Below are 23413 nucleotides of genomic sequence, written 5' to 3'. Positions count from 1 at the left end.
CCCCGTCGCGCCGCTTCGGTGCCGTAGCACCGGCACCGCAGCGGCGCGGGGGCTCAGTTCCGCTCGAAGACGGCCACCGTGCGCCCGGGAACGGTGAAGCTGCCGGAGCTCCCTTCGTACGAGGCCTTCTTGACGGTGGAGTCCGCACCCCCGGCCTGCACCTGGTGCAGCGCGTACGACCGGCCCGCGAACGCGTCGGCGCGCTGCGTCTGCGTGGCCGGGGTCGCGTTGAAGACCACGACCAGGTCACCGAGGACCATGGTGATGACGCCGGGAGTCTCGTCCTTGCCGGAGAGCGGGAAGGACAGCGCGGACTGCACGTCGGCCGCGGAGGACAGACTGAAGACGGGCTCGGTGGTGCGGATCTTCAGCAGGTCCCGGTACGCCGCCGAGGAGTCGGTGATCTCCGGGCAGCCGGCGGTGAGGGCCGGGGCGGTGAGCAGCGGTTTGGAGAAGGGCCACTTGGACCGGTTGTCGGCAGCGGGCGGCAGGCCACGGCCGAAGCCGTTGCCGGCGCGGCAGTCCCAGTGGATCGCGTTGAACCAGTCCCCGCTGTCGTAGGAGTTGCGGTCCAGGGACTTGGAGCGCAGCAGGTCCGTTCCGGCCTGGGAGAGCGCCGGACCCTGCGAGAGCGCCGCGGTGGCCATCGCCAGCACCTGCATCCTGGCCCGGTCACCGGCCTTCACCGCGTGCGGCAGTTTGAAGGCCAGTGCGTCGTACAGGCTCTCGTTGTCGTGGGCGTCCGCGTACGCGAGGGCGTCACCGGGGGCGGCCGCGTAGCCGGCCGGGGCGCCGTTGTAGTCCACCTCGGAGCCCTTGACCGTACGGCCGGCCGTGTCGGTGAAGGTGTACGCGGCCAGGTTGCCGCTCAGGCCGACCTTGATCAGGTCCTGGTAGTGCAGGAGCCGGGCCCGCTGGGCGGCCGGAGTGCCGTTGGCGGGCGAGGAGTTGGGCTCGGTGAAGAGTCCGGACGCGAAGCCCTGGACACCGGGGTCCTCGTCGAAGGGGCCGCCGCCGCGGACGGCGTCCCGTGCGCGGTCGGAGAAGGTCGCGATCCCGGTACCGGCCATGTTCTTCTGCGTGGCCTGGACGAAGCGGGCGTCGTCGGCGACCTCGCCGAAGTTCCAGCCCTCGCCGTAGAGGATGACATTCTTGCCGTCCACGCCGTCCTTGGCGATGGTGAGCGCGTCCAGGGCCTTGCGGACCGCCAGGATGTTGGCCTTCGGGTGGTGGCCCATGAGGTCGAAGCGGAAGCCGTCGACCTTGTAGTCCCGCGCCCAGGTGACGACGGAGTCGACGACGAGTTTGCCCATCATGGCGTTCTCGGGCGCGGTGTTGGCGCAGCAGGTGGAGGTCGCGACCGTCCCGTCGGTCAGCAGCCGCTGGTAATAACCCGGGACGATCCTGTCCAGCACGGACTTGTCGGCCTGGCCGCTCGCGACCGTGTGGTTGTAGACGACGTCCATGACGGTCCGCAGACCACCGGAGTTCAGTCCCTGCACCATCCGCCGGAACTCGACCGTGCGCTTCGTACCCTCCGGGTCACTGGCGTACGAGCCCTCCGGGACGGTGTAGTGCAGCGGGTCGTAGCCCCAGTTGTAGGCGTCCTTCGCCGCGGTCTTCGCGACGCACTCCTGCTGCTGGTCGGAGTCGGGGGCGAAGGAGGCGAGGTCGCAGCCGGGCTCGGCCCGGCCGGACTTCTGCTCCGGGATGGTGCCGATGTCGAAGACCGGCAGGAGGTGGACGTACGACGTGCCGGACGCGGCGAGCTTCTTCAGGTGCTTGACGCCGTCCGAGTCCTGCTCGGTGAAGGCCAGGTACTGGCCGGGGTGCCGGGACGTGCGGTCGGCGACCGAGAAGTCGCGGACGTGCAGCTCCTGGATCTGAGCGTCGCGCAGCTCGACGGCCGCCGGCTTCTTCAGCCCGGCCCATCCCTCGGGTGCGAGCTCCGGGTCGGCCAGGTCGACGACCAGGCTGTGCTTCGAGTCGGTGGTGAGTGCGGTGGAGTAGGGGTCGGTGACGTGGTTGGTGACGACCTTCTGGACGCCGGGCGCCCACACCGTCACGACGTACCGGTACGGCTTGCCGGCCCAGCTTCTGGGCCCGGTGACGGACCACACGCCGCTGCTGCCGTCCCGCTTCATCGGGACGGTTCTCCCGTCGAGTTCCAGGGAGACCTTCTGCGCGGTCGGCGCCCAGACGGAAAGGGTGGGACGGCCCTGGGAGAACACCGGGCCGAGGGACGCCCCGGTCGCGGCGCCGGAGTAGAGGTCGTCGAGTACGCCGGGGATCTGGACGCCGGTGGCGGCGAGCAGCGCCCCATTGGCGGCCCGCTGCGTCGCGATGAGCTGGCCCTTGAGGGCGTCACGCACCCGGTCCCGGTCGCGCGGGTCGACCGTGAACGCCGGATAGTCCTTGAGGTGGGGGTACTTGGCCCGCTGCGCGTCCGTCAGGACCGCCGGGGTGAGCCGGAGCCACTGGCCCTCGTCGGAGAGGGCGCCGTCCTTGACCGTGATGCCGCCCCGCGGGGCGTACACGAGCTGCTGGCTGGTCGCGTCGGTGGCCTTGACCTTCCACGCGACGGTGGTGCGGTCGATCCACTGCGCCTCGGCCCTGGTGAGGTCGAGGGACGGCGCGCCGCCCACGGTGGGCAGCAGGTACTTCGGCTTGCCACCCAGCAGCCACACCTCGTGCCCGAAGGTGGCGAGGTCCAGGGACTGGTCGCTGGGGAGGTCCTTCTCGTCCCCCTTGTGGAGGATGTAGCTGAGGGAGGTCGCGCCGGCGGCGAGCGGCACCTCGAAGGTCACCCCGTAGGCGTCCTCCTTCACCGGCTGCAGCGGCTTGGACCAGTCGGTCGGGTTGGCGGCGCCGGTCCAGGTGTGCAGGCCCCAGCCGTCGTGGTCGCCGCCGGGCCGTTGATAGTGGAGCACGGCCTTGGTCTTGTCCTGCGGGGGGTACGTGCCGTCGGGCGCCTTCTCGGACTGCCCGTCCTTGCCCTGTTCGATCCAGACCTCACCGGTCCGGCCGAGGGCGATCGTGCGTTCGGGCCCGTCCGTGCTCCCGTCCTTCTCGACGGTGTACGTGACGGTCGGTGCGCCGTCGGGAACCTCGACCCAGGCGAACGCGCCGTATGCGTCACGGCCGGTGAATTTCCCGGTCAGCCCACCGGAGCGGATCTGCCGGCCCTCGTAGTCGCCGTCGGTGCGCTTGTAGTGCACGACGGCGTACTCGCGCTCGACGGCCGTCGGCTTCTCGGGCGGCGGGGCCTGACCGGCGGTCGTCGAGGCGAGCGTGCTCGCGGTGCGGCCGGCGCTGTCCACCACGACCGCCTTGTAGCGCAGGGCGGTTCCGGGGGCCACCGTGGTGCCGATGTGCTGGGTGATCCGGTACGGGGCGTGGTCGACCGAGCCGAGGGTCTTCCACTTGCCGTTGCCGGTCTGGGCCGCGAAGACGACTCGGTTCAGCTGTCCGCCCTCGACATCGGCCGCGAGCTCCACGGTGCCGGTGGCACCGGCGGCAGGGGCCTTCAAGGTGAGGGACGGCTTTGTGCCGGGCCGGTCCAGCGGCTTCGCCGCCTGGAGCACGACGGAGGAGAGCGGGGGCACGGTGACGGTCAGCTTCTTGTCGCCGCCACTGCGGAAGGTGTCCGAACCGCCGTACAGCGTACGGAAGTCGGTGCTCGCGGAGCCGGTGTCCAGGTCCACGGTCCTCGCGACGGCCGCGTTGTTCACGGCGACCAGGTACTCGGTCTGCCGCTTGGAGTCCGTGCGGGAGAAGGCGTAGACGGAGTCCGTCGCGTACCTCGCGGTCTGGACGCCGTCCCGCAGGGCGGGGTGGTCCCTGGTGAGCTTCGACAGCGCGGCGATCGAGCGGTACAGCGGGTGGGCCGGGTCGTAGGCGTCGGAGGCGTGCGTCCGGTCCGTGCCGAGCTGGTCGTCGTCCAGGTAGTCGGCCGTCTCCGACGCGAAAAGCGTCTGACGGGCGTCCTTGTCGCCGCCGGCGCCGGTGAACCCCTGCTCGTCGCCGTAGTAGACGACGGGGTTGCCCCGGCTGAGGAACATCAGCTCGTTGGCGAGGCGGGCCCGCTTCACCAACTCGGCGTCGTCGGCCTTCGGGTTGTCCTGCCGCAGGAACGTGCCGATGCGGCCCATGTCGTGGTTTCCGAGGAACGTGACCTGCTCATAGGCATTGGCCCGGTCGGTGGCGTAGCGGTAGTCGTCCGCGAAGACCCGCGCGAGCCGGTCCGCCGACGCACCCTGGGAGGCGTACGCCCGGGCCGCGTCCTGGAAGGGGAAGTCGAGGGTCGAGTCGAGACGGCCGCGCGTCACATACGGCGATGTGATGGCGGTGTCCGACGAGTAGACCTCGCCGAACATGAAGAAGTCGTCGCGGCCCCGTTCGGCGGCGTACGCGTCGAGGGCGGTCGCCCACTGGGTCCAGAAGTCGAGGTCGACATGTTTGACGGTGTCGATGCGGAAGCCGTCGATGTCGAAGTCGCGGACCCACGTCTGGTAGACCCGCTGCATGCCCTTCACGACCTCGGGGCGCTCGGTCCACAGGTCGTCGAGGCCGGAGAAGTCGCCGTACTCGCTGCTCTCGCCGGCGAAGGTCGAGTCACCGCGGTTGTGGTACATCGCCGGGTCGTTGAGCCACGCCGGGACCTTGGTCTCCCCCGTCCGCGGCTGCGGGGTGTACGGGAAGGAGTCGGTGTCGGCCTTCGCGGAGACCGACGGCCGGTCGTCGAAGGGACGGCCGTCCCTGTCGAGGTAGGGGTAGGCGCCCTTGGGGCGGTACCCGTATTTCTTCTCCGCGTAGTCCACGGTGTCGGCCGTGTGGTTGGTGATGACGTCGAAGAATACCTTCATGCCCTTGGCGTGGGCCTTGTCGATCAGCTTCTCGAGCTCGGCATTGGTGCCGAAGTGCGGGTCGACCTGGGTGAAGTCGGTGATCCAGTACCCGTGGTAGCCGGCCGACGCGTCCTTGCCACTGCCCTGGACGGGCTTGTTCTTGAAGATCGGGGCCATCCAGATGGCGGTGGTGCCCAGGCCCTTGATGTAGTCGAGCTTCTCCGTCAGGCCCTTGAGGTCACCGCCCTGGTAGAAGCCCTTGTCGGCGGGGTCGTGACCGGTCTCCAGGCGCGAACCTGTCAGGCCACCACGGTCGTTCGCCGTGGAACCGTTGGCGAAGCGGTCGGGCAGGACGAAGTAGAACTGCTCACGGGTGAGGTCGTGGCGAGTCGGCTGAGCTGCGAGCTTCGCGTCCGAGGGCGGGGCCGGTGGAGCTGCGGACGCCGCCGGTACGGCGGGCGCGAGTGTCGCGCACAGCGCGGCGGCGAGGACGCCTGCGGTTCTGCGCAGGGCAGGGCGTATCACTGGAGGATCTCCTTCAGGAGGTACGAGAAGGAGGCCGCCCGGCACAGTCGGGAGAGTGCCGGGCGGCCGAGAACAGATACCGGAACAGATGCCGTTGGGGATGCCGTGGCGGATGCCGTACCGGATCCGGAGACGGTCAGCCGCGCCAGGTGTCGGTCAGTGCGACCTTGCCGGTCGCCGGCACGGTGGCGGTGCGATTGCCGCCGCTCTCCCAGGTGGCGTTTCCACCGCTGTCCTTGCGGACGTACTTGTACTCGAACGCCGTTCCGGCGGGCAGCGTCACGTCCAGCTTCCACACCGGGTAGTCCGCCGGGTCGAGCTTGAGCGCGCCGCCGGTGTTCCAGTTGCCGAGGGCGGCCTGGTTGCCGGTCACGTAGATGTTCTCGCCGGGCACGGTGGTGGCGTTGACGGCGAAGGACGCGCCCGCCACGTTGGAACCCGCCTTGCAGGTACGGGCGTTCACATGCAGGGCGACGGCCGTGTGAGCCCCGAGCGTCTTCGTGAACTGGCCGGAGCCGTTCACCGTCACGCCCGTGCCGCTCTGTACGTCGCAGTAGTCACCGGCGGGCAGTGACGTCTGGAACGTGCGGGTCAGCGCGGACCCCTCGTGGTTGATGGCCACGTACGCCTTGCTGCCGCGCCCGAAGGCGATCCGGTCCGCGCCGTTGTCCCACCAGTTCGTGACGCCGTGACCGCGCGCCGCGTTCCGGAAGGCCACCATGGACGAGATCTCGCGCCAGGCGTGCTGGCACTTCCACCCGTCGCTGTAGCAGGCGTTCACCGTGCCGCCGTTCGGCGGTCCGGCGTCCTTGTCGGTCCACTCGTACCCGGAGTGCACGTCGGGCGCCCCGTACGGCCAGGCCAGCATGAAGACGTTCGCGAGCGTGTAGGTCGCGCCGTCCTTGTAGCTGAGGGTGTCCCCGCCGCGCTCGGTGTCGTGGTTGTCCACGAAGACGGCCGACTTGCCGCTCTCCATGAAGCCCCAGCCCTCGCCGTAGTTCTTCAGGTAGGCGAGGTTCTCATTGTTGAAAACCTGCTTGAGGCCGCGGGCGTAACGGAACTCCTGGACATCGCCCGAACCGAGGTACTCGCTCGGGGACACGGCCTCACCGGCGCCGTATATCGCCTCCTGCTTCCAGTACACCCCTGGGTTGCTCAGCCGTCCCTTGATCGCGGCGAGGTCCGCCGCGGGCATGTGCTTGGCCGCGTCGATCCGGAAGCCGTCGACGCCGAGCGACAGCAGGTCGTTGAGGTAGGCGGCGATCCGGCCGCGCACGTAGTCCTCGCCCGTGTCGAGGTCGGCGAGCCCGACCAGCTCGCAGTTCTGTACGTTGCCGCGGTCGGCGTAGTTGGTGATGTGTGACCGGCAGTCGTCCAGATCGGCGCCGGAGTAGATGCCGGGGTAGTCGTACTTCGTGTACGAAGAGCCGCCGGTTCCCGTGCCGTTCGCCGACGCCATGTGGTTGATCACCGAATCTGCGACCACCTTGACCCCGGCGGCGTGGCAGGTGTCGACCATCTTCTTGAAGGCGGTCCGGTCGCCGAGGCGCCCGGCGATCCGGTAGCTGACGGGCTGGTACGAGGTCCACCACTGGGCGCCCTGGATGTGCTCCTGGGGCGGGGAGACCTGGACGTAGCCGTAGCCGGCCGGGCCCAGGGAGCTGGTGCAGGCCTTCGCAACCGAGTCGAACTTCCACTCGAAAAGGACAGCCGTGACGTCCTTGTCTCCGGGCGGGACCGCCTGAACGGGGCCCGCCGGTGCGACCACCGCGACCGCCGCGCCTGCCACAAGGGCGAGGGCGGCGGCGAGGGATCTGCCGGCCATGTTTCCTCCTGCATGGGGGGAGGTGCGGGTGACGGTGCAGCCTTGTCCGGCAACGCGCCATGCCCGTCAGGCCTTCGGTGGTTCTTGCTGCAAGAAAGCAGAAAGTTATTGCGGTCGAGACCGTACGAGCCACCGAGGTCACGGTCAACCCTTTGGACACACCCGCGTTGCATGGTGGAAATCTCGCCGTTTCCCGCCTGCAAGACCTTTCGCAAGCCTTGCAGCGGTGCTACCTTCACCATGACTCCGGGCCGGCCGGCCGAGGGTCCGGCACGTTGGGCCCGACGCGCCCGGCCGGCCGGTCCGGGTACGACCAGGGAGGTCCGGGGCCGCTGATTTCCCCGCCGCCCCACCCGGGGCCGGGCACCGGGCCTCCCTCGACGCGGTCCCGCCCCGGCAGCCGGCACGGCTCACGTCCCGGAAGTCGCCCCTCCGGCCGCGGTCTTACCTGCGCGCCTGCGCGGTGGAGCCGCGCACCACAAGCTCCGGCTGGAGTACGTACTCCGTGCTCGCCACGGGACTTCCCTGAAGCTCCTCCAGGAGTGCACCGACGGCCGCGGTCGCCATCGCGTTCACCGGCTGCCGGACCGTGGTCAGCGGCGGGTCGGTGAACGCCACCAGCCGTGAGTCGTCGAAGCCGACCACCGAGATGTCGTAGGGCACATCGAGGCCGCGTTCCCGGGCCGCCCGGACCACCCCGAGGGCCATCATGTCGCTGCCGCACACGATGCCGGTGCATCCCTTGTCCAGCAGGGATGCGGCGGCCGCATGGCCGCCCTCGACGCTGAAGAGGGTGCCCTGGACGAGCTGTTCGGCCGCCGCGGCGGTGTAGCCGAGGATGCTGCCGAGGGCGTCGGTGAATCCTTCGATCTTGCGACGGGCGGGCACATAGCGGATGGGGCCGATCGCCAGGCCGATCCGCTCGTGCCCCAGCTCGGCCAAATGGTTGACGGCCATCCGCATGGCCGCCCGGTCGTCGGCGGACACGCACGGTGCGCTGATGTGCTCGCTGTGCCCGTTGATGAGTACGAACGGGACTCCTCGGTCCGCGAGTCGGGCGTACCGCGTGTGGTCGGCCGCGGTGTCGGCGTGCAGGCCCGACAGGAAGACGATGCCGTTGACGCCACGTTCCTGAAGCTGCTCCACCAGCTCGTCCTCGGTCGCGCCCCCCGGCAGCTGGGTACACAGCACCGGTGTGTAGCCGTGGCCGGCCAGGACCTGCTCGACCGCCTGGGCGAAGGCCGGGAAGATCGGGTTGGTGAGCTCGGGGGTCAGCAGGCCGACGAGGCCCGCGCTGCGCTGCCGCAGCCGTACGGGCCTCTCGTATCCGAGCACGTCGAGGGCCGCGAGCACGCGCTGACGAGTACCGCTGGCGACCCCCGGTTTGCCGTTCATGACACGGCTGGCAGTCGCCTCGCTCACGGAGGCCTGCGCGGCGATGTCCGCGAGCCGCGGGACGCCGCCGTTCTGCACGGCGGCGTCCCGCGACGGGGGAATCGTCACACCGTCCACCACACAGCGCTGTCCGCGGGCAGTTCGGCCTCGCCCCCGGCGTGGTCCACGGCGGAGCTGGCCAGCAGGACGCGGCCGGGGGCAGGGATCCGTACGGGCGCGCCCGTCGTGTTGACCGTGCAGACGAACCCGCCCGCCCGGCCGAACGCGAGCACACCCTCAGGGGCGTCGAGCCACTGGACACTGTCGCCCGCGCCGAGCCCGGGGTGCTCGCCGCGCACCGCGAGGGCGCTGCGGTACAGCTCCAGGGTCGAGTCGGGGTCCCCGGTCTGCGCCTCGACGCTGAGCGCGGCCCAGCTGTCGGGCTGCGGCAGCCAGCTGCCGCCCGTGCCGAAGCCGTACGAGGAGCCGCCGGTGGTCCACGGGATCGGCACCCGGCAGCCGTCGCGGAAGCCGTCCTGGCCCTCGGTACGGCCGAAGGCCGGGTCCTGCCGGACCTCGTCGGGGAGGTCGGTGACGTCGGGCAGGCCGAGTTCCTCGCCCTGGTAGAGGTACGCCGACCCGGGCAGCGCCAGCATCAGCAGCGTGGCGGCGCGCGCCCGGCGCAGGCCGAGTTCGCGGTCGCCGGCCTCACGGATCTGCGTGCCGGCCGGCGGGCCCGCGAAGCGGGTGGCGTGCCGCGTCACATCGTGGTTGGAGAGCACCCAGGTGGCCGGGGCGCCGACGGGCCGCATCGCGTCGAGCGAGGCGTCGATGACCTCGCGCAGCTCGGCGGCGTCCCAGTGGGTGCCCAGGTACTGGAAGTTGAAGGCCTGGTGCAGCTCGTCGGGGCGTACGTAGTTGGCGGTGCGCTCCACGGTCGGGGTCCAGGCCTCGGCCACGGCGATGCGGTCGCCGGGGTATTCGTCGAGGATCTTGCGCCAGGCGCGGTAGATCTCGTGGACACCGTCCTGGTCGAAGAAGGGCATGACGTCATTGCCGAGCAGCTTCAGCTGCTCGTTGGCGCCGATGTCGGGCAGGCCTTCGGCCTTGACCAGGCCATGGGCGACATCGACGCGGAAGCCGTCGACGCCCATGTCCAGCCAGAAGCGCAGGATCGACCGGAACTCGTCGGCGACGGCCGGGTGGTTCCAGTTGAAGTCGGGCTGCTCGGGCGCGAAGAGGTGCAGGTACCAGTCGCCGGGGGTGCCGTCGGGGTTCTCGGTGCGGGTCCATGCGGGACCGCCGAAAATGGACTCCCAGTCGTTGGGCGGCAGTTCGCCGTCCACACCCTTGCCCGGGCGGAAGTGGTAGCGCTCCCGCAGCGGGCTCGCCGGCCCCTCGGCGAGGGCGCGCCTGAACCATTCGTGGGCGTCGGAGGAGTGGTTGGGCACCAGGTCGACGATGATGCGCAGCCCGAGGTCGTGCGCGTCACGGATGAGCCCGTCCGCGTCGAGCAGCGTGCCGAACATGGGGTCGATGGCGCGGTAGTCGGCCACGTCGTAACCCGCGTCGGCCTGGGGGGATGCGTAGAAGGGCGAGAGCCAGACGGCGTCCACGCCGAGTTCCCGGAGGTACGGCAGCCGGCTGCGGATACCCGGGAGGTCCCCCATGCCGTCGCCGTTCCCGTCGGCGAAGCTGCGCGGGTACACCTGGTAGATGACGGCGCTTCTCCACCAGTCCGCGGAAGGCGCGGACCGGTCGGCGGTGGTCTGGGCGTCAGCCAGGTACTGGGTCATTCTCGATCCCTTGGATGCTCGGGGAGCTGGGTGCGGCGTTCGGACGACCGGGGCACACGGCCATGGTCGGCCGGGCGCCCCGGGTCGGGCAGGTCGTGGGTCAGGACTTCGCGGCGCCGGCGGTGAGACCGGTGACCAGGTGCCGCTGCACGAGGTAGAAGACCAGCGCGGCGGGGAGGGCGATGAGCACGGAGGTCGCGGCCATCAGGTCCCACTGGGTGTCGTACTGGCTGACGAAGGTGGTCAGACCGATGGCCAGGGTGTACTTGTCCTCGCTCAGCATGAACACCGAGGCGTAGGCGACCTCGGCCCAGGCGGTGAGGAAGGTGTAGAAGGCGGCTACGGCGAGGCCGGGCCTGGCAAGCGGCAGGATCAGCCGGTAGAAGGTGCCGAACGGGGTGAGGCCGTCCACCCTGCCCGCCTCGTCGATCTCCTGCGGGATGGTGTCGAAGTAACCCTTCAACAGCCAGGCGCAGTACGGGATGGCGGTGGTGCAGTACACCAGGATCAGCGCCCCGTAGGTGTCCAGCAGGCCGAAGTTCGCCACGATGTTGTAGAGCGGCACCATCAAAATGGCGACCGGGAACATCTGGGTGACCAGGAAGGTCCACATCAGCTGGCGGTGGCCGGGGAAGCGCATCCGGGACACCGCGTAGCCGGAACTGGCGGCGATGAAGACACCGAGGACGCAGGTGCCGAGGGCCACGATCAGCGAGTTGGCGAACCACTGGAGGAACTGGGTGTCGCCCAGGACCGCGGAGTAGTTCTCGAAGCTGATCTTCCCGGCGATCTTGCCCGGGTGGAGGAAGTCCGTCTTGTCCGGGCCGAGTGAGATCCAGGCGATCCAGGCGACCGGGAAGAAGGCGATGAAGCTCGCCACGAGCAGCGTGGCGTGGATGGCGAGCGAGGCGCCGCGGCTGCGCTCGCCGCGCCGGCGGGTACCGGCGCGCTTGCCGGAGCCCGCGGACCGGGCGGCGTCGGTCGCCGCTGCGCGCTCGAGAGTGGTGCTCATGTCGGTGGCGTCCTTTCGTGCGTCAGGCGGCGGACTGCTCGTTGCGAGCGAGCCAGCGCCGGTAGAAGGAGGCGAAGACGATGAGCATCGACAGGATGATCACGCCGTACGCGGCCGATCCCGCGTAGTCGCGCGGGTCCTGCCCGAAGCCGAGGCGGTACGCCCAGGTGACGAGGATCTGCGCCTCGGGCGCGCCGGTCCCGCCGAAGAGCAGGAAGATCACGACGAACTGGTTGAAGGTCCAGATCACGCCGAGGAGGATCACGGTCGAGCTGACCGAGCGCAGGCCGGGCAGGGTGACATGGCGGAAGCGCTGCCAGGGGCTCGCGCCGTCCATCTCGGCCGCCTCGTACAGGTCTCCGTTGATCGACTGCAGTCCGCCGAGCAGCGAGACCATCATGAAGGGCACACCGACCCAGACGTTGACCATGACGGCGGCGGTGCGCTGCCAGAGGACGTCGCTGAGCCAGGCCGGCTGGGGCATATTGAGCCAGCCCAGCGCGGTGTTCAGGATGCCGCCCTCGTCGGCGAGGATCAGCCGCCAGGAGAAGACGGTGACGAAGGTGGGCACCGCCCACGGCAGGATCAGCACCAGGCGGTAGAAGGTGCGACCGCGGAGTTTGCGGTTGAGCAGCAGCGCGAGGCCCAGCCCGATGCCGTAGTGGAAGGCGACACAGATGGCCGTCCAGACGATCGTCCAGACGAAGTGCGGCCAGAACTGGCCGTCGGCGCCGGACAGGATCTCCGTGTAGTTCTCCAGGCCCACCCAGGAGAAGGAATCCGGGATCTCGTTGACGCCGATGGTCCGCCCGATGTTCTGGCTGTTGGCGTCGGTCATCGACAAGTAGATGCCGCGGGCGAGCGGGTAGAGCACGAGGGCGCCGAGGACGGCGACGACCGGGGCCACCATGGCCCACGCGTACCAGTGCTTCTGGTAGGACAGCTTCATGCGGGCGAAGAGCCCGGGGCGCGGGGCGTCACCACGCCCGCCCTTGCGGGCAGCACCCTCGACGGCGACGGTCATCTTCGGCACCTTCTCGGCAGATCTCTGCGGGGAATCGGTTCGGGAACGCAGCTGTACGGCCGGCCCGCCCCGTGAGTGGGGCGGGCCGGCCGTGGGACTCAGGAGTAGTCCGGGAGCAGCTTCTTGTAGGACTTGGCGGTGTCGTCCAGACCCTGCTTCACGTTCACCTTGCCCTGGAGGATCTTGGTGACGTTGGTCTCGAAGTCGGTGTAGAGCGAGCTGTAGCTCGGGTCCGAGCCGCGCGCCTTGCCGGCCTCGGCCAGCACCGTCTGCATGTCGGCGAAGCCGGGCAGCGCCTTGACCTCGGCCGTGTAGGCGGAGGTGCGGGTCGGCAGAGTGCTGTTCTTCACCGCGATCTTGGCCTGGGTCTCACCCGAGGTCATGAAGCCGACGAACTTCTGGGCGGCCGCCTGGTGGGCTGCGTCGGAACCGGCGTAGACCGAGAGGTTGTGGCCGCCGATCGGGGCACCCTTGCCGGCGGAGCCGGCCGGGACGGTGGAGATGCCCAGGTTCGCCTTGTCCGAGAAGGCGGCGCCCTTGTAGATGTTGGTGAGCTCCCACGGGCCCTGGACGATCATCGCGACCTTGCCGCTGGTGAAGGCGTCCTGCATGTGGGCGTAGGAGTCGGCGGAGACGTCGAGCTTGGCGACACCGTCCGAAGCCAGCAGGTCCTTGCTGGTCTCGATGGCCTTGGCGGCCTTGTCCGAGTTGACGGTGATCTTCTTGCCGTCCGAGTCGATCAGGTCGACACCCTCGCCGTAGAGGAACGGCATCTGGTAGTACCCGGCCTTGTTGAGCCAGAAGCCCTCGGCGTCGGTCTTGGACGCGACGGCCTTGGAGACGCTCTTCAGCTCTTCCCAGGTGGTGGGGGCCTTGTCGAAGCCGGCCTTCTTCAGAAGGTCCTTGTTCCACATGAGCGCGAGGCTGTCGGTGACGATCGGCGCGCCGTAGGTCTTGCCCTCGTACTGGGCCTGCTTGAGCAGGGCCGGGGTGATGTCCTCGGAGTTCTTCAGCGCGTCGGTGCCGTCGAGCGGGGCGAGGAACTGCGACTTCGCCCAGGAACCGGTCCAGCCGACGTCGGCACGGATGATGTCCGGAGCGCCCTTGCTGCCGGCCGCGGTCTGGAACTTGTTCTGCGCCTGGTCGAACGGGACGTTGACGTAGTTGACCTTGATCGTGGGGTTCGCCTTCTCGAACTCCGCGATCATCGCCTTGTAGGTCGGCGCTTCGTTGGTCGCGTTCGAGGTGTCCCACCAGGTCAGGGTGACCGGGCCGGCGGCCTTGCCGCCCTTGTCGCCGTCGCCACCGCACGCCGTCGCCGCCAGTGCGAGACCCGCTACCAGCGCGGTGGCCGCTATGCCACGCCGCATGTGAACTCCTTCAGAGATGCCCGAGATGGCGGGGGCGGCCAGGGCCCCCAGCCGACCGCTCCCTCGCGGCGCCGGGTTCGGGCAGGAACGTAACAAGGATGCAAGACCGCCGAAAGACCTTGCGGCAACTTTCTGCAAGAGCGGCGGATCGTTACATCCACGTGTCCGTAGAGTTGCCGATACATCGCTTGACAGAGGCACTTTCCGCCGACCCCGACGCCTCCGCAAGGAGCGGCAGCATCTTTCGCAAGTCCTTGCAAAGCGGTTTACTTGCCCGACAGAGCACCGTCACTCCGGGCACATACCCGCGTTGACCTCGTTGGTTGTACGACTCCCCGACCCAGGACCGTACGAGAGGGACTCCCTATGACCCACGACCTCGCTCCCGCCGTCGACGTCCCCGTCTGCACGGCCGCCGAGGTGCAGCCTCCTGCAAGCTCTTCCAGCAAGGGCAGTGGCTGGTGGCGCGATGCAGTCATCTACCAGGTCTACGTGCGCTCCTTCGCCGACAGCGACGGTGACGGCATCGGCGATCTGCGCGGGGCCACCGCGCGCCTTCCCCATCTCGCACAGCTGGGGGTCGACGCCGTCTGGCTCACCCCCTTCTACGCCTCGCCGCAAGCCGACGGCGGCTACGACGTCGCCGACTACCGGGTCGTCGACCCGCTCTTCGGGGACCTCGGCGACATCGACGACCTGGTACGCACCGCCCACGAGCTGGGGCTAAGGGTGATCGTCGACATCGTCCCCAACCACACCTCGGACCACCATCGCTGGTTTCTGGAGGCGCTGGCCGCTGAACCCGGGGGAGCTGCCCGCGACCGCTACCACTTCCGCCCCGGCAAGGGTGTGGCGGGCGAGCTGCCGCCCAATGACTGGGAGTCCGTCTTCGGCGGTCCCGCCTGGACCCGCACCCCGGACGGAGAGTGGTACCTCCATCTCTTCGCACCCGAGCAGCCCGACCTCAACTGGGACAACCACGAGGTGCACGAGGAGTTCGACGCGGTCCTGCGCTTCTGGCTGGACCTCGGCGTCGACGGTTTCCGTGTCGACGTCGCGCACGGCATGGTCAAGGCGTCCGGCCTGCCGGACATCGGCCACAAGGAACAGGCCAGGCTGATCGGCACGCAGACGTTGCCCTTCTTCGACCAGGACGGGGTGCACGAGGTCCACCGGTCCTGGCGCAGGCTTCTCGACTCCTACCCAGGAGACCGGATCGGAGTCGCGGAGGCCTGGGCGCCCGGCCCGGAACGCCTCGCGCTGTACGTACGCCCCGACGAACTGCACCAGGCGTTCAATTTCCAGTTCCTGAAGTGCCCCTGGGACGCGGAAGCGATGCGAGACGTGATCAATGAGTCACTGATGGCCACCGCCTCCGTCGGGGCGCCGACCACCTGGGTCCTGTCCAACCACGACGTCGTACGCCACGTCACCCGCTACGGCGGCGGGGAGCAGGGACGGCGCCGGGGCCGCGCGGCCGCGCTGATGATGCTGGCGCTGCCCGGCTCGGCGTACATCTACCAGGGTGAGGAGCTGGGCCTGCCCGAGGTCCTCGACCTGCCGGACGAGGTGCGCCAGGACCCCGCCTTCTTCCGGGCGGCCGGCCAGGACGGCTTCCGGGACGGCTGCCGGGTGCCCATCCCGTGGACCACCGAGGGGCCCTCCTACGGCTTCGGGCCCGGAGCCGGCTGGCTCCCGCAGCCCGAGGACTGGCGGGAGCTGTCCGTCGAGGCCCAGACCGGCGACGCACACTCGACGCTCGAGCTCTACCGCTCGGCGCTGGCCCTGCGGCGCCGGCTGCCCGGGCTCGGTGATCCCGCAGGCGGTGAGGGCGGTGCAGCCTCCGGCAGCGTGGGAATGCGGTGGCTGCCGGCGCCCGACGGCCTGCTCGTCCTGTCCCGGCCGGGGCTGGTCTGCACTCTCAACACCGCCCGCCACGAGGTCGAAATCCCGCTGCCCGGCAGGCTGCTGCTCTCCTCGGAGACCATGAGGGCGACGGCTGACACAGCCCGTATTCCGGCCGATTCCGCTGCGTGGTGGGCAATCTGAGATGCGACCGGTACAGTCCAATCCTGTGACCGCACGGCTTGCCGACATCGCAACCCAGGCGGGGGTCAGCGAAGCCACAGTCAGCCGCGTGCTCAACGGCAAGCCCGGCGTGGCAGCGGCCACCCGCGAATCCGTCCTCGCCGCTCTCGACGTGCTCGGGTACGAACGCCCGGTGCGGCTCCGGCAGCGCAGCGCGGGCCTGGTCGGCCTGATAACTCCGGAACTCGACAACCCCATCTTCCCCGCCCTCGCTCAGGTCATCGGCCAGGCTCTGACCCGGCAGGGCTACACCCCGGTTCTCGCCACCCAGACGCCAGGCGGTTCCACCGAGGACGAGCTCACCGAGATGCTGGTCGACCGTGGGGTCTCCGGGATCATCTTCGTCTCGGGTCTGCACGCCGACACCACCGCCGACATGCAGCGTTACGACCAACTGCGCGGACAGGGAGTCCCCTACGTCCTCCTGGGCGGCTTCTCGTCCAAGGTCAAAGCACCTTTCGTCTCCCCGGACGACCGCGCCGCGATGCAGCTGGCCGTGACCCATCTGGTCTCGCTCGGCCACAGCCGGATCGGCCTTGCCGTCGGCCCGAAGCGATTCGTCCCCGTACTGCGGAAGATCGAGGGTTTCCAGCAGGCGCTCCAGGAACAACTCGGCCTCGCGCCCGAGGAGTCCGAGGAGCTGATCCAGCACTCCCTCTACACCCTCGAGGGCGGTCAGGCAGCCGCGTCCGCGCTGATCGAGCTGGGTTGCACCGCCGTGGTGTGCGCCAGCGACATGATGGCGCTGGGCGCGATCCGGGCCGCGCGCGGACGCGGTCTCGGGGTGCCGCGCGACGTCTCCGTGGTCGGCTTCGACGACTCCCCGCTCATAGCGTTCACGGACCCGCCGCTGACCACCATCCGGCAGCCGGTCCAGGCCATGGGACAGGCGGCGGTCCGCACGCTGCTCGAGGAGATCAGCGGGACCCCCGCGCCGCACAGTGAGTTCGTGTTCATGCCGGAGCTGGTGGTACGGGGATCAACCGCCTCGGGACCGGTACAGCGAACCTCCTAGCGGGCCGCGCAGCCCCCTCTCAGACCACGGAGGCCCCTTACTGGGACCCGGTGCGAGGGCTCCTCCGCAGGGCGGAGAGAATGCGCCGAAGACCAGTCCGCGGGATGATCGGTGCTGGGATGCGCATCTGGCAGACTCTCTCCCCATGGGTGAAGCGACCGTGAAGACACTGGAAGGCCGGACGGCCACCACGCCACCCATCGTGGACGAGGACCACCCGGCTTCGAAGCGGGCACGCGCTCTGCTCGGCCGGGTCCGAACGCCGCGTCGCCCCCGGCTCTGGTTCGAAATCCTGCTCATCGCGGTCTGCTACTGGACGTATTCACTCGTCCGCAACGCGGTACCTGAGCAGCGGGCCGCCGCCCTGCGCAACGCCGACTGGATCTGGAGCGCGGAGAGGACGATCGGGCTCGCTTTCGAGCAGACGGTCAACCATGCCGTGAACTCGGTGACATGGCTCATCGTCACGATGAACTACTACTACGCGACACTGCACTTCATCGTGACCATCGGCGTGCTGGTCTGGCTCTACCGCTGGCACCCCGGCCGTTACGCCGCCACCCGGCTCGTGCTGTTCCTGACCACGGGTGTGGCGTTGGTCGGTTACTACCTGTACCCGCTCGCGCCGCCTCGGCTGATGAGCGGGCAGAAGTTCATCGACACGGTGCTGGTGCACCACACCTGGGGTTCGATGGCCTCGGGCAACTTCAAGAACATGTCGAACCAGTACGCCGCGATGCCGTCCATGCACATCGGCTGGTCGCTGTGGTGCGGGGCCACCATCTTCGCGCTGGCCTCGGCGCCCTGGGCCAAGATCCTGGGCCTGCTCTACCCGACGCTCACCCTGGTCGTCATCGTGGCCACCGCCAACCACTTCTGGCTGGACGCGGTGGGCGGCCTGCTCTGCCTGGCCTTCGGTTACCTGATGTCGTACGGCTGGTACGGCGCGCTCCCGCAGCGGCTGCCGAAACTGGTCGAGGACGACCGGGCCCGGCAGCGGAGTGACGACGGTCTCGTCCCGGACGGTGTCCGGGTCTAGACGGGACGGGGGCCACAGCCCCCGGCTCCACTGCGGGCAGCCGCTCCGGGCCGTGCGGGCCGGGCCGTGCGGGCCGGGCCGTGCGGGCCGGGCCGGCTCAGGACCTGCGAGGTCGTGTGCGAGAGGGAGAAGTAGCCCGGTCGGGCACGGTCCGGGGAGGCGCTCGCCGGGGCGTCGGTGTCTATCGCGTACACCATGAGAGGGGTCGAGCCCGTCGGGCCGGTCGCCGTGGCACGCAGGCGGTAGCGCTCGGTTCGTGTGGCTTCGCGGGCGAGCGGGGTGCCGCCCTCGTACATCGAGTGCGGCAGCACATCGTTGGCAACGCGCAGCTGCGCGGTACGCCACGCACCCGCCGCGTGGTCCCATTTCTCCAGCACGAAGCCGGGGCCGGAGCCGGGCTCGTCGCCGGGCTCGTGGATCAGGCCCTCCATCTGAAATGCGAGCCGCAGATGCCGGTACGCGTGGGTGTTGCCGTTGCGGAGGGTGACGGTGAACTCCTGGGCCGCGCCGGCGCGGACCAGATCGAGGCGTCCTCCCCTGGTCCCCGCGTAAACCGTCAGCAGGGTGGGGACTGCTGGCCTGGGAGGAGTGCTCACCGCGATCCGGGGCGAAGGCGGAGTGGAAGCCGCCGTCCGGCTCGGGCTGGGGCTCGTGCGCGTCGACGGGCCGGCCGATGGACCGGCCGATGGACCGGGCGCCGGCGATGTCGGCGTGGCCGCCGACGTGGCGCCGGCCGGACCGCGCGCGGCCTCCCCCTCGCCGCAGCCCGTGAGAGCCCCCGCGATCAGTACAGACAGCACCGACAGTGCCGCGCAGGCAGCGCTTCTTCCGCCAAGACGCATGCCGGGCCCCCTCTGTCGTCGATATCCCGCCAAGCAGACTTGAAGTAAACAGCGGCCGGTCACCCGGGAACTGACTGCAGATATAACTTTTCGGATTCGCGGATGACGGTTTGATCACGACCCTCGAAGCGAGGGGCGCGCCGCCGTGCCCTGCCCCGGGAGGTGATGTGCCCGCCGGTCTAACGGCATTCCTCCTGGACCGCGAGGGTGAACTCTCCCGCTGCGTGCGCGCGGCGAGTTGACTCCATTTCACATGCGATGATCATATTTTTCCGATTGTGTCCGCAATCAGGAGGTCATCCGAATGGAGGGGCAACGTGCGATCGCTGCCTTGGATCAACAATTGGGCCGTCCGAGCCGCCTTGATCATCGCTGCGGCTTTCGGCCTGCTAGCTGTGAACACGGCGAACGGTGAAGCCGTCGCGGTGGTGGCCAAAGCCGAGACTCCGGTCCAGAAATACGGAAAAGTCCGCGTCTGCGGCGTCTACTTGTGCGACGCATCAGGCAAACCCGTTCAGCTCAAGGGCATGAGTACACACGGCACGCAGTGGTACGCCCATTGCCTGACCGACGCCGCACTGGATGCGATGGCCTACGACTGGAAGGCGAGCGTCCTGCGCGTCGCGACGTATGCGAGAGAGGGCGGGTACGCGGCGAATCCGGCGAAGTTCACCAAGCTGGCGAGCGATCTGGTCGACAAGGCAACCAGCCGCGGCATGTACGTCATCGTGGACTGGCACATGATTCACCCGGGCGACCCGAATGCCGACATCGCCAACGCGACGGCGTTCTTCAAGGCGATCGCCAAACGGCACAAGAACAAGACCAATGTGCTCTATGAAATCGCCAACGAACCCAACCGGGTGAGCTGGTCGAAGATCAAGACCTATTCGGACAAGGTCATCAAGGTGATCCGCGCCGAGGACCCCGACAGCGTGATCCTGGTCGGAAACCATGGCTGGTCCACGCTCGGCAAGTCAGACGGTTCCACGGAGCAGAAAATTCTCGACAACCCCGTGCGCGCCTCCAACATCATGTACACGTTCCACTACTACGCCGCCTTCTACCGGGACAAGTTCCGCGCGCACCTCGACCGTGCGTCCAACAAGCTCCCCATCTTCGTGACGGAGTGGGGCGCCCCGTCCTACACGGGGGTCGGCAGCGACTTCCCCATGTCGCAGAAATTCGTCGACCTGCTGGCCAAGAAGAAGATCAGCTGGACCGCCTGGGCCCTCGCCGACAACGTCAAGGAGATGTCGGTGTTCAAGCAAGGCGCTTGCAGCGGCGGCAAGTTCGCCGGACCCGGTGTGCTCAAGCCGGGGGGAGTCTGGATGCGTGAGCGGATCAGAGGTTGAGCAGGCATGTGAGCCAGTTGGACCCGGTCGAGTCGGACCTGGTCGAGCCAGGCGGCCGAACCGACCACCGCCTGGCGTCGTCAACAGCCCCCAGGAGCACGCACGATGGCAAACCCCAGACAGTCGCGAAGAATCATGCTGCCCACCTTGGCCGCCTCGTCAGCCGCCGCGGTGGCCGCCGGACTGCTCGCCCTGAGCCCGAGCGGCGGAGCCAGCGCCCAGCCCCGGCCCGGTACGGGCCCCGCCGCTGCCCCCTTCGAGATCAAGACCATCTCCTCCGGATGGAATTTCCCCTGGGCAACGAGCTGGCTGCCGGACGGCTCGGCGCTGGTCACTGAGCGGGACTCGTTCCAGGTCTCCAGACTCACCCAGTCCGGAACCAGGACCAGGATCCCGGTCGCGCCCTCCCTCGCGGCCGCCGAGAAGGCGGGTGGCGACCTGCTCGGCATCGCCGTGTCGCCCAACTGGAGCCGCGACCACCACGTCTACGTCTATCACGGGGTCAAGGAGGGCAACCGGATCGCCCGGATGACGTATGACGGTTCCACCCTGAGCAATTACAAAGTGCTCGTCACCGGCATCAAGAGGGGCCTGCACGAGGGCGGTCGGCTCAAGTTCGGCCCCGACGGCTACCTCTACGCCACCACCGGCGACGCCGACACGGCCTCGGACGCGCAGGACAAGAAGTCCCTCAACGGCAAGATCCTGCGTATGACCGGCGACGGCAAGCCGGCCCCGGGCAATCCGTTCGGCAACCTCGTCTACTCCTACGGCCACCGCAACCCGCAGGGCATCACCTGGGACGCGGAAGGCCGCCTGTGGGAGACCGAGATCGGCCACAACAAGTGGGACGAGCTCAATCTCATCCGGGCGGGCAAGAACTTCGGCTGGCCCACCTGCGAGGGCCGCTGCTCCACCACCGGCCTGGAGAACCCCGCGCGGCAGTGGCGCCCGAGAGAGGGGGGCGTGCCCAGCGGCCTCACCTACACCGAAGGCGCCCTGTACGTCACGTCGCTGAAGGGCCAGCGGCTCTGGCGTATCCCAGTCACCGGGTCGACGCTCGGCACCTCGGTCGCGCACTACGTCGGAGAGTACGGGCGGCTGCGCTCCGTCGAGAAGGTCCCTGGCAAGAGGGCCCTGTGGATCACCACCGACCGAGCCGGCAAGGACGCGGACCGGGTGCTGCAGGTCGAGCTCGGGTAGCAGCCCCCTGCCTCGGGGGTACGAGGACGTACTGCAGATGGGGGAAGGACCGGGCCCAGGCCCGGTCCTTTTCACGTCGCGGCTCGAACGGCTGTCAAGGCGTGTGCCCCGCGGCCGCGGGGCACGACCCCTCCCCCGGCCTCGTGGTGGCTCCCGCTCATGTACGGGCTCCACCCGGCACGGCCGGGTGGTGCCGAGTGCGGGTGCGGACCCGCTCCCGGCTCCACCCATGCGGCTGCCTGAGGAGGAAACGACGACTCAGGTGTTCTCGGACTCGACCAGAGCCTTCCGCAGAACAGGACGAGCGGACACTTCGGGGGCGCCGCCTGAGGGGACGGCGCTGCGTGAGGGAACAAGGACACGGCCCACGATCACGGCGTAGAACAGTCCGGAGGCCAGGACCAGGGCGAAGTCGGGCGGGTACAGGGTGAGCATCCGCCAGAGCGCCGCGCATACCCAGATCAACGCCGTACCGCCGCTCCAGACCCAGACGCCGGTCCGCAGGCGCCGGCTCCCGTCCTTCTTCGCGGTGGCCGATCCGGTGGGGCGCCAGCTGAGGCGCCGGCCGCGCACCATGTCCCAGATGGCGAACGCATGGGCCCAGCCGTACATCAGGCGCGCCGCCCACGCTTCCAGTCGATAGGGGCACTTGTGCCACCACGGAAAGACGACGGTGACGTAAAGGACACTGGGCAGCACCAGCACCGTGTACTCGACCTTGAGCTTGTCCGGCATGACCACCAGCAAGGCGATGGGAATCAGCGGGGCCGCGAAGGTGAAGAGCGCCGTGTGAATGTAGTAGAGGAAGCCGGAAAGGTAACAGAGGCGGCTGGAAAGCCTCAGTTCGGCGTTCCAGAACTTCTTGCTTCCCAGGAGGCTCATGGAGCCCGAACACCAGCGGTACTGCTGATGGAAGAAGGCCGTCACATTGTCCGGGCAGACCCCGGTGGCGAGAGGAATCGGCACATAGCGCAGGCTCCACCCCAGACGGCGCAGGTCGAAGCCGGTGTGTACGTCCTCCGAGTGGTCGATGAGGGTGGTGCCGCCGTTGTCGTCGAGAGCGGCACGGCGGTACACGGCGCAGCTGCCTACACAGATGGCCCCGTCGCGGCGCTGCCGGGAAACCTGGACCGCCCGGTAGAACAGCTCCTGGACGGCACCGGCCCCGCGCTCGATCCACGACTGCTGACCGAGCACGCGGAAATACTGGGGCGACTGGACGATGCCGGTCCGCGGATCGTCCTCCATGTACGGGAGCAGCTCGTCGAGCAGGTCCGCGCGAGGTGCGAAATCGGCGTCGAGGATGAGGATGTACTCGTCGTCGGACATGCTGAGGCCGTAGTGGAGGTTGCCGGCCTTCTTGTACCAGCCACGGTTGGGCCGGCTGCCGTACACGAAACCGAATTCGGCGGCCAGGCCGGCGAGCTCGGCGTTGTCGGAGTCGTCGAGGACGTACGGAGTGGCCTCGCCGGGGTAGCGGTCGGCGAGCCGACGCACGTGCGTCCAGGTGTTGCGGAGCACTTCGACGGGCTCGCCGCACACCGGCAGGAAGACTCCGACGGTCGGGTAGGTCTCCGGACACCACTCCCGCACCAATCGGTCATGCGCCTTCAGGTCGAAATCGACGGTGAAGGCGTTCACCCGCAGGGAGATCACGTAGTACAGGACCGTGCCGATCAGGAACGGCAGGAAGACGTACAGCCAGGGTGACGACTGCACCAGCTTGAACTGGCTGAAGGCGAGACAGCTCATGCTGATGAGCGAACTCGCCGTGAGGACCCACAGGCGGCGCCTGACGTAGGAGTACTTCTCCTTGTCGTTCGGGGGCTGCGGCAGCACACAGGTCTCTGCCTCCCCGGGTTGGCTGATCTGCGGAGCGACCGCCGGCCGGCTCACGTCCGGCAGCGCTTCGGCGGAGTCAGGGATCATCGCCTGGCTCCCCACGAGGAGCAGTTCCCCCGGTGCGCCAACCGTTGTGGTACGCGGCAGCCGGTTCTTCGTCTTGACAGGACCGGCCCACCGTCCGATCTGGTCATGGCCTTGCGGCAAGCGTGTTCAGCAGCAAACATCGGCATGGATTGCTCCTTGAGCCCGCAAC

The 23413-nt window shown here is 68.9% G+C and carries 14 protein-coding genes; 5 read left to right on the top strand and 9 right to left on the bottom strand.

The genetic code is table 11. From position 1 onward, the window contains the following. Window positions 1–53 precede the first annotated feature (53 nt). The 7 genes from pulA to AB0M62_RS11660 form a co-directional block, all read right to left on the bottom strand. On the bottom strand, window positions 54–5372 hold the full coding sequence (gene pulA / locus AB0M62_RS11690) for a pullulanase-type alpha-1,6-glucosidase (RefSeq protein ID WP_366073963.1): 5319 nt from the start codon (window positions 5370–5372) through the stop codon (window positions 54–56). A gap of 136 nt (window positions 5373–5508) precedes the next feature. Continuing rightward, window positions 5509–7197, bottom strand: a complete 1689-nt coding sequence (locus AB0M62_RS11685) for a carbohydrate-binding module family 20 domain-containing protein (protein ID WP_366073962.1) — start codon at window positions 7195–7197, stop codon at window positions 5509–5511. Between the two features lie 444 nt (window positions 7198–7641). Beyond that, on the bottom strand, window positions 7642–8712 hold the full coding sequence (locus tag AB0M62_RS11680) for a LacI family DNA-binding transcriptional regulator (protein WP_366073961.1): 1071 nt from the start codon (window positions 8710–8712) through the stop codon (window positions 7642–7644). Next, window positions 8697–10367 (bottom strand): glycoside hydrolase family 13 protein, encoded by a 1671-nt coding sequence (locus tag AB0M62_RS11675; protein WP_366073960.1) that lies wholly within the window; start codon window positions 10365–10367, stop codon window positions 8697–8699. Before AB0M62_RS11675 ends, AB0M62_RS11680 begins: the two co-directional genes overlap by 16 nt. 100 nt (window positions 10368–10467) lie before the next feature. Continuing rightward, on the bottom strand, window positions 10468–11379 hold the full coding sequence (locus tag AB0M62_RS11670; protein WP_366073959.1) for a carbohydrate ABC transporter permease: 912 nt from the start codon (window positions 11377–11379) through the stop codon (window positions 10468–10470). Window positions 11380–11401: 22 nt separating this feature from the next. Beyond that, on the bottom strand, window positions 11402–12403 hold the full coding sequence (locus AB0M62_RS11665) for a sugar ABC transporter permease (protein WP_366073958.1): 1002 nt from the start codon (window positions 12401–12403) through the stop codon (window positions 11402–11404). A 98-nt stretch (window positions 12404–12501) separates the two neighbouring features. After that, entirely contained in the window at window positions 12502–13773 is a 1272-nt protein-coding gene (locus AB0M62_RS11660; protein WP_366073957.1) for an extracellular solute-binding protein, read from the bottom strand. A gap of 366 nt (window positions 13774–14139) precedes the next feature. Between AB0M62_RS11660 and AB0M62_RS11655 the strand changes: the two genes are divergently transcribed. The 3 genes from AB0M62_RS11655 to AB0M62_RS11645 all read left to right on the top strand — a co-directional run bounded on the left by AB0M62_RS11655 (window position 14140) and on the right by AB0M62_RS11645 (window position 17915). Next, the gene (locus tag AB0M62_RS11655) at window positions 14140–15822 is read left to right on the top strand and encodes a glycoside hydrolase family 13 protein (RefSeq protein WP_366073956.1); all 1683 of its coding nucleotides are present in this window, start codon (window positions 14140–14142) and stop codon (window positions 15820–15822) included. A 25-nt stretch (window positions 15823–15847) separates the two neighbouring features. Further along, complete coding sequence (locus AB0M62_RS11650) at window positions 15848–16876, top strand: LacI family DNA-binding transcriptional regulator (protein WP_366073955.1); 1029 nt, start codon at window positions 15848–15850, stop codon at window positions 16874–16876. A 145-nt stretch (window positions 16877–17021) separates the two neighbouring features. Next, the gene (locus tag AB0M62_RS11645) at window positions 17022–17915 is read left to right on the top strand and encodes a phosphatase PAP2 family protein (RefSeq protein WP_366073954.1); all 894 of its coding nucleotides are present in this window, start codon (window positions 17022–17024) and stop codon (window positions 17913–17915) included. Here AB0M62_RS11645 and AB0M62_RS11640 read toward each other — a convergent pair. Further along, window positions 17912–18511: a hypothetical protein gene (locus AB0M62_RS11640; RefSeq protein ID WP_366073953.1), complete on the bottom strand. Its 600-nt coding sequence runs from the start codon at window positions 18509–18511 to the stop codon at window positions 17912–17914. The genes AB0M62_RS11645 and AB0M62_RS11640 overlap by 4 nt on opposite strands. Before the next feature lie 524 nt (window positions 18512–19035). Here AB0M62_RS11640 and AB0M62_RS11635 point away from each other — a divergent pair. Both AB0M62_RS11635 and AB0M62_RS11630 read left to right on the top strand, forming a co-directional pair. Next, on the top strand, window positions 19036–20112 hold the full coding sequence (locus AB0M62_RS11635; RefSeq protein ID WP_366073952.1) for a glycoside hydrolase family 5 protein: 1077 nt from the start codon (window positions 19036–19038) through the stop codon (window positions 20110–20112). 105 nt (window positions 20113–20217) lie between these two features. After that, the gene (locus AB0M62_RS11630; RefSeq protein ID WP_366073951.1) at window positions 20218–21315 is read left to right on the top strand and encodes a PQQ-dependent sugar dehydrogenase; all 1098 of its coding nucleotides are present in this window, start codon (window positions 20218–20220) and stop codon (window positions 21313–21315) included. A gap of 258 nt (window positions 21316–21573) precedes the next feature. Here AB0M62_RS11630 and AB0M62_RS11625 read toward each other — a convergent pair whose 3' ends face one another. Then, entirely contained in the window at window positions 21574–23067 is a 1494-nt protein-coding gene (locus AB0M62_RS11625; RefSeq protein ID WP_366074018.1) for a cellulose synthase catalytic subunit, read from the bottom strand. Between the last annotated feature and the right edge of the window lie 346 nt (window positions 23068–23413).

Origin of the sequence: Streptomyces sp. NPDC051219, assembly GCF_040682335.1 — a bacterium.
Classification (GTDB): Bacteria; Actinomycetota; Actinomycetes; order Streptomycetales; family Streptomycetaceae; genus Streptomyces.
Note: the sequence above shows the minus strand (reverse complement) of the source record. Positions and strands in the feature narration are given on the sequence as shown.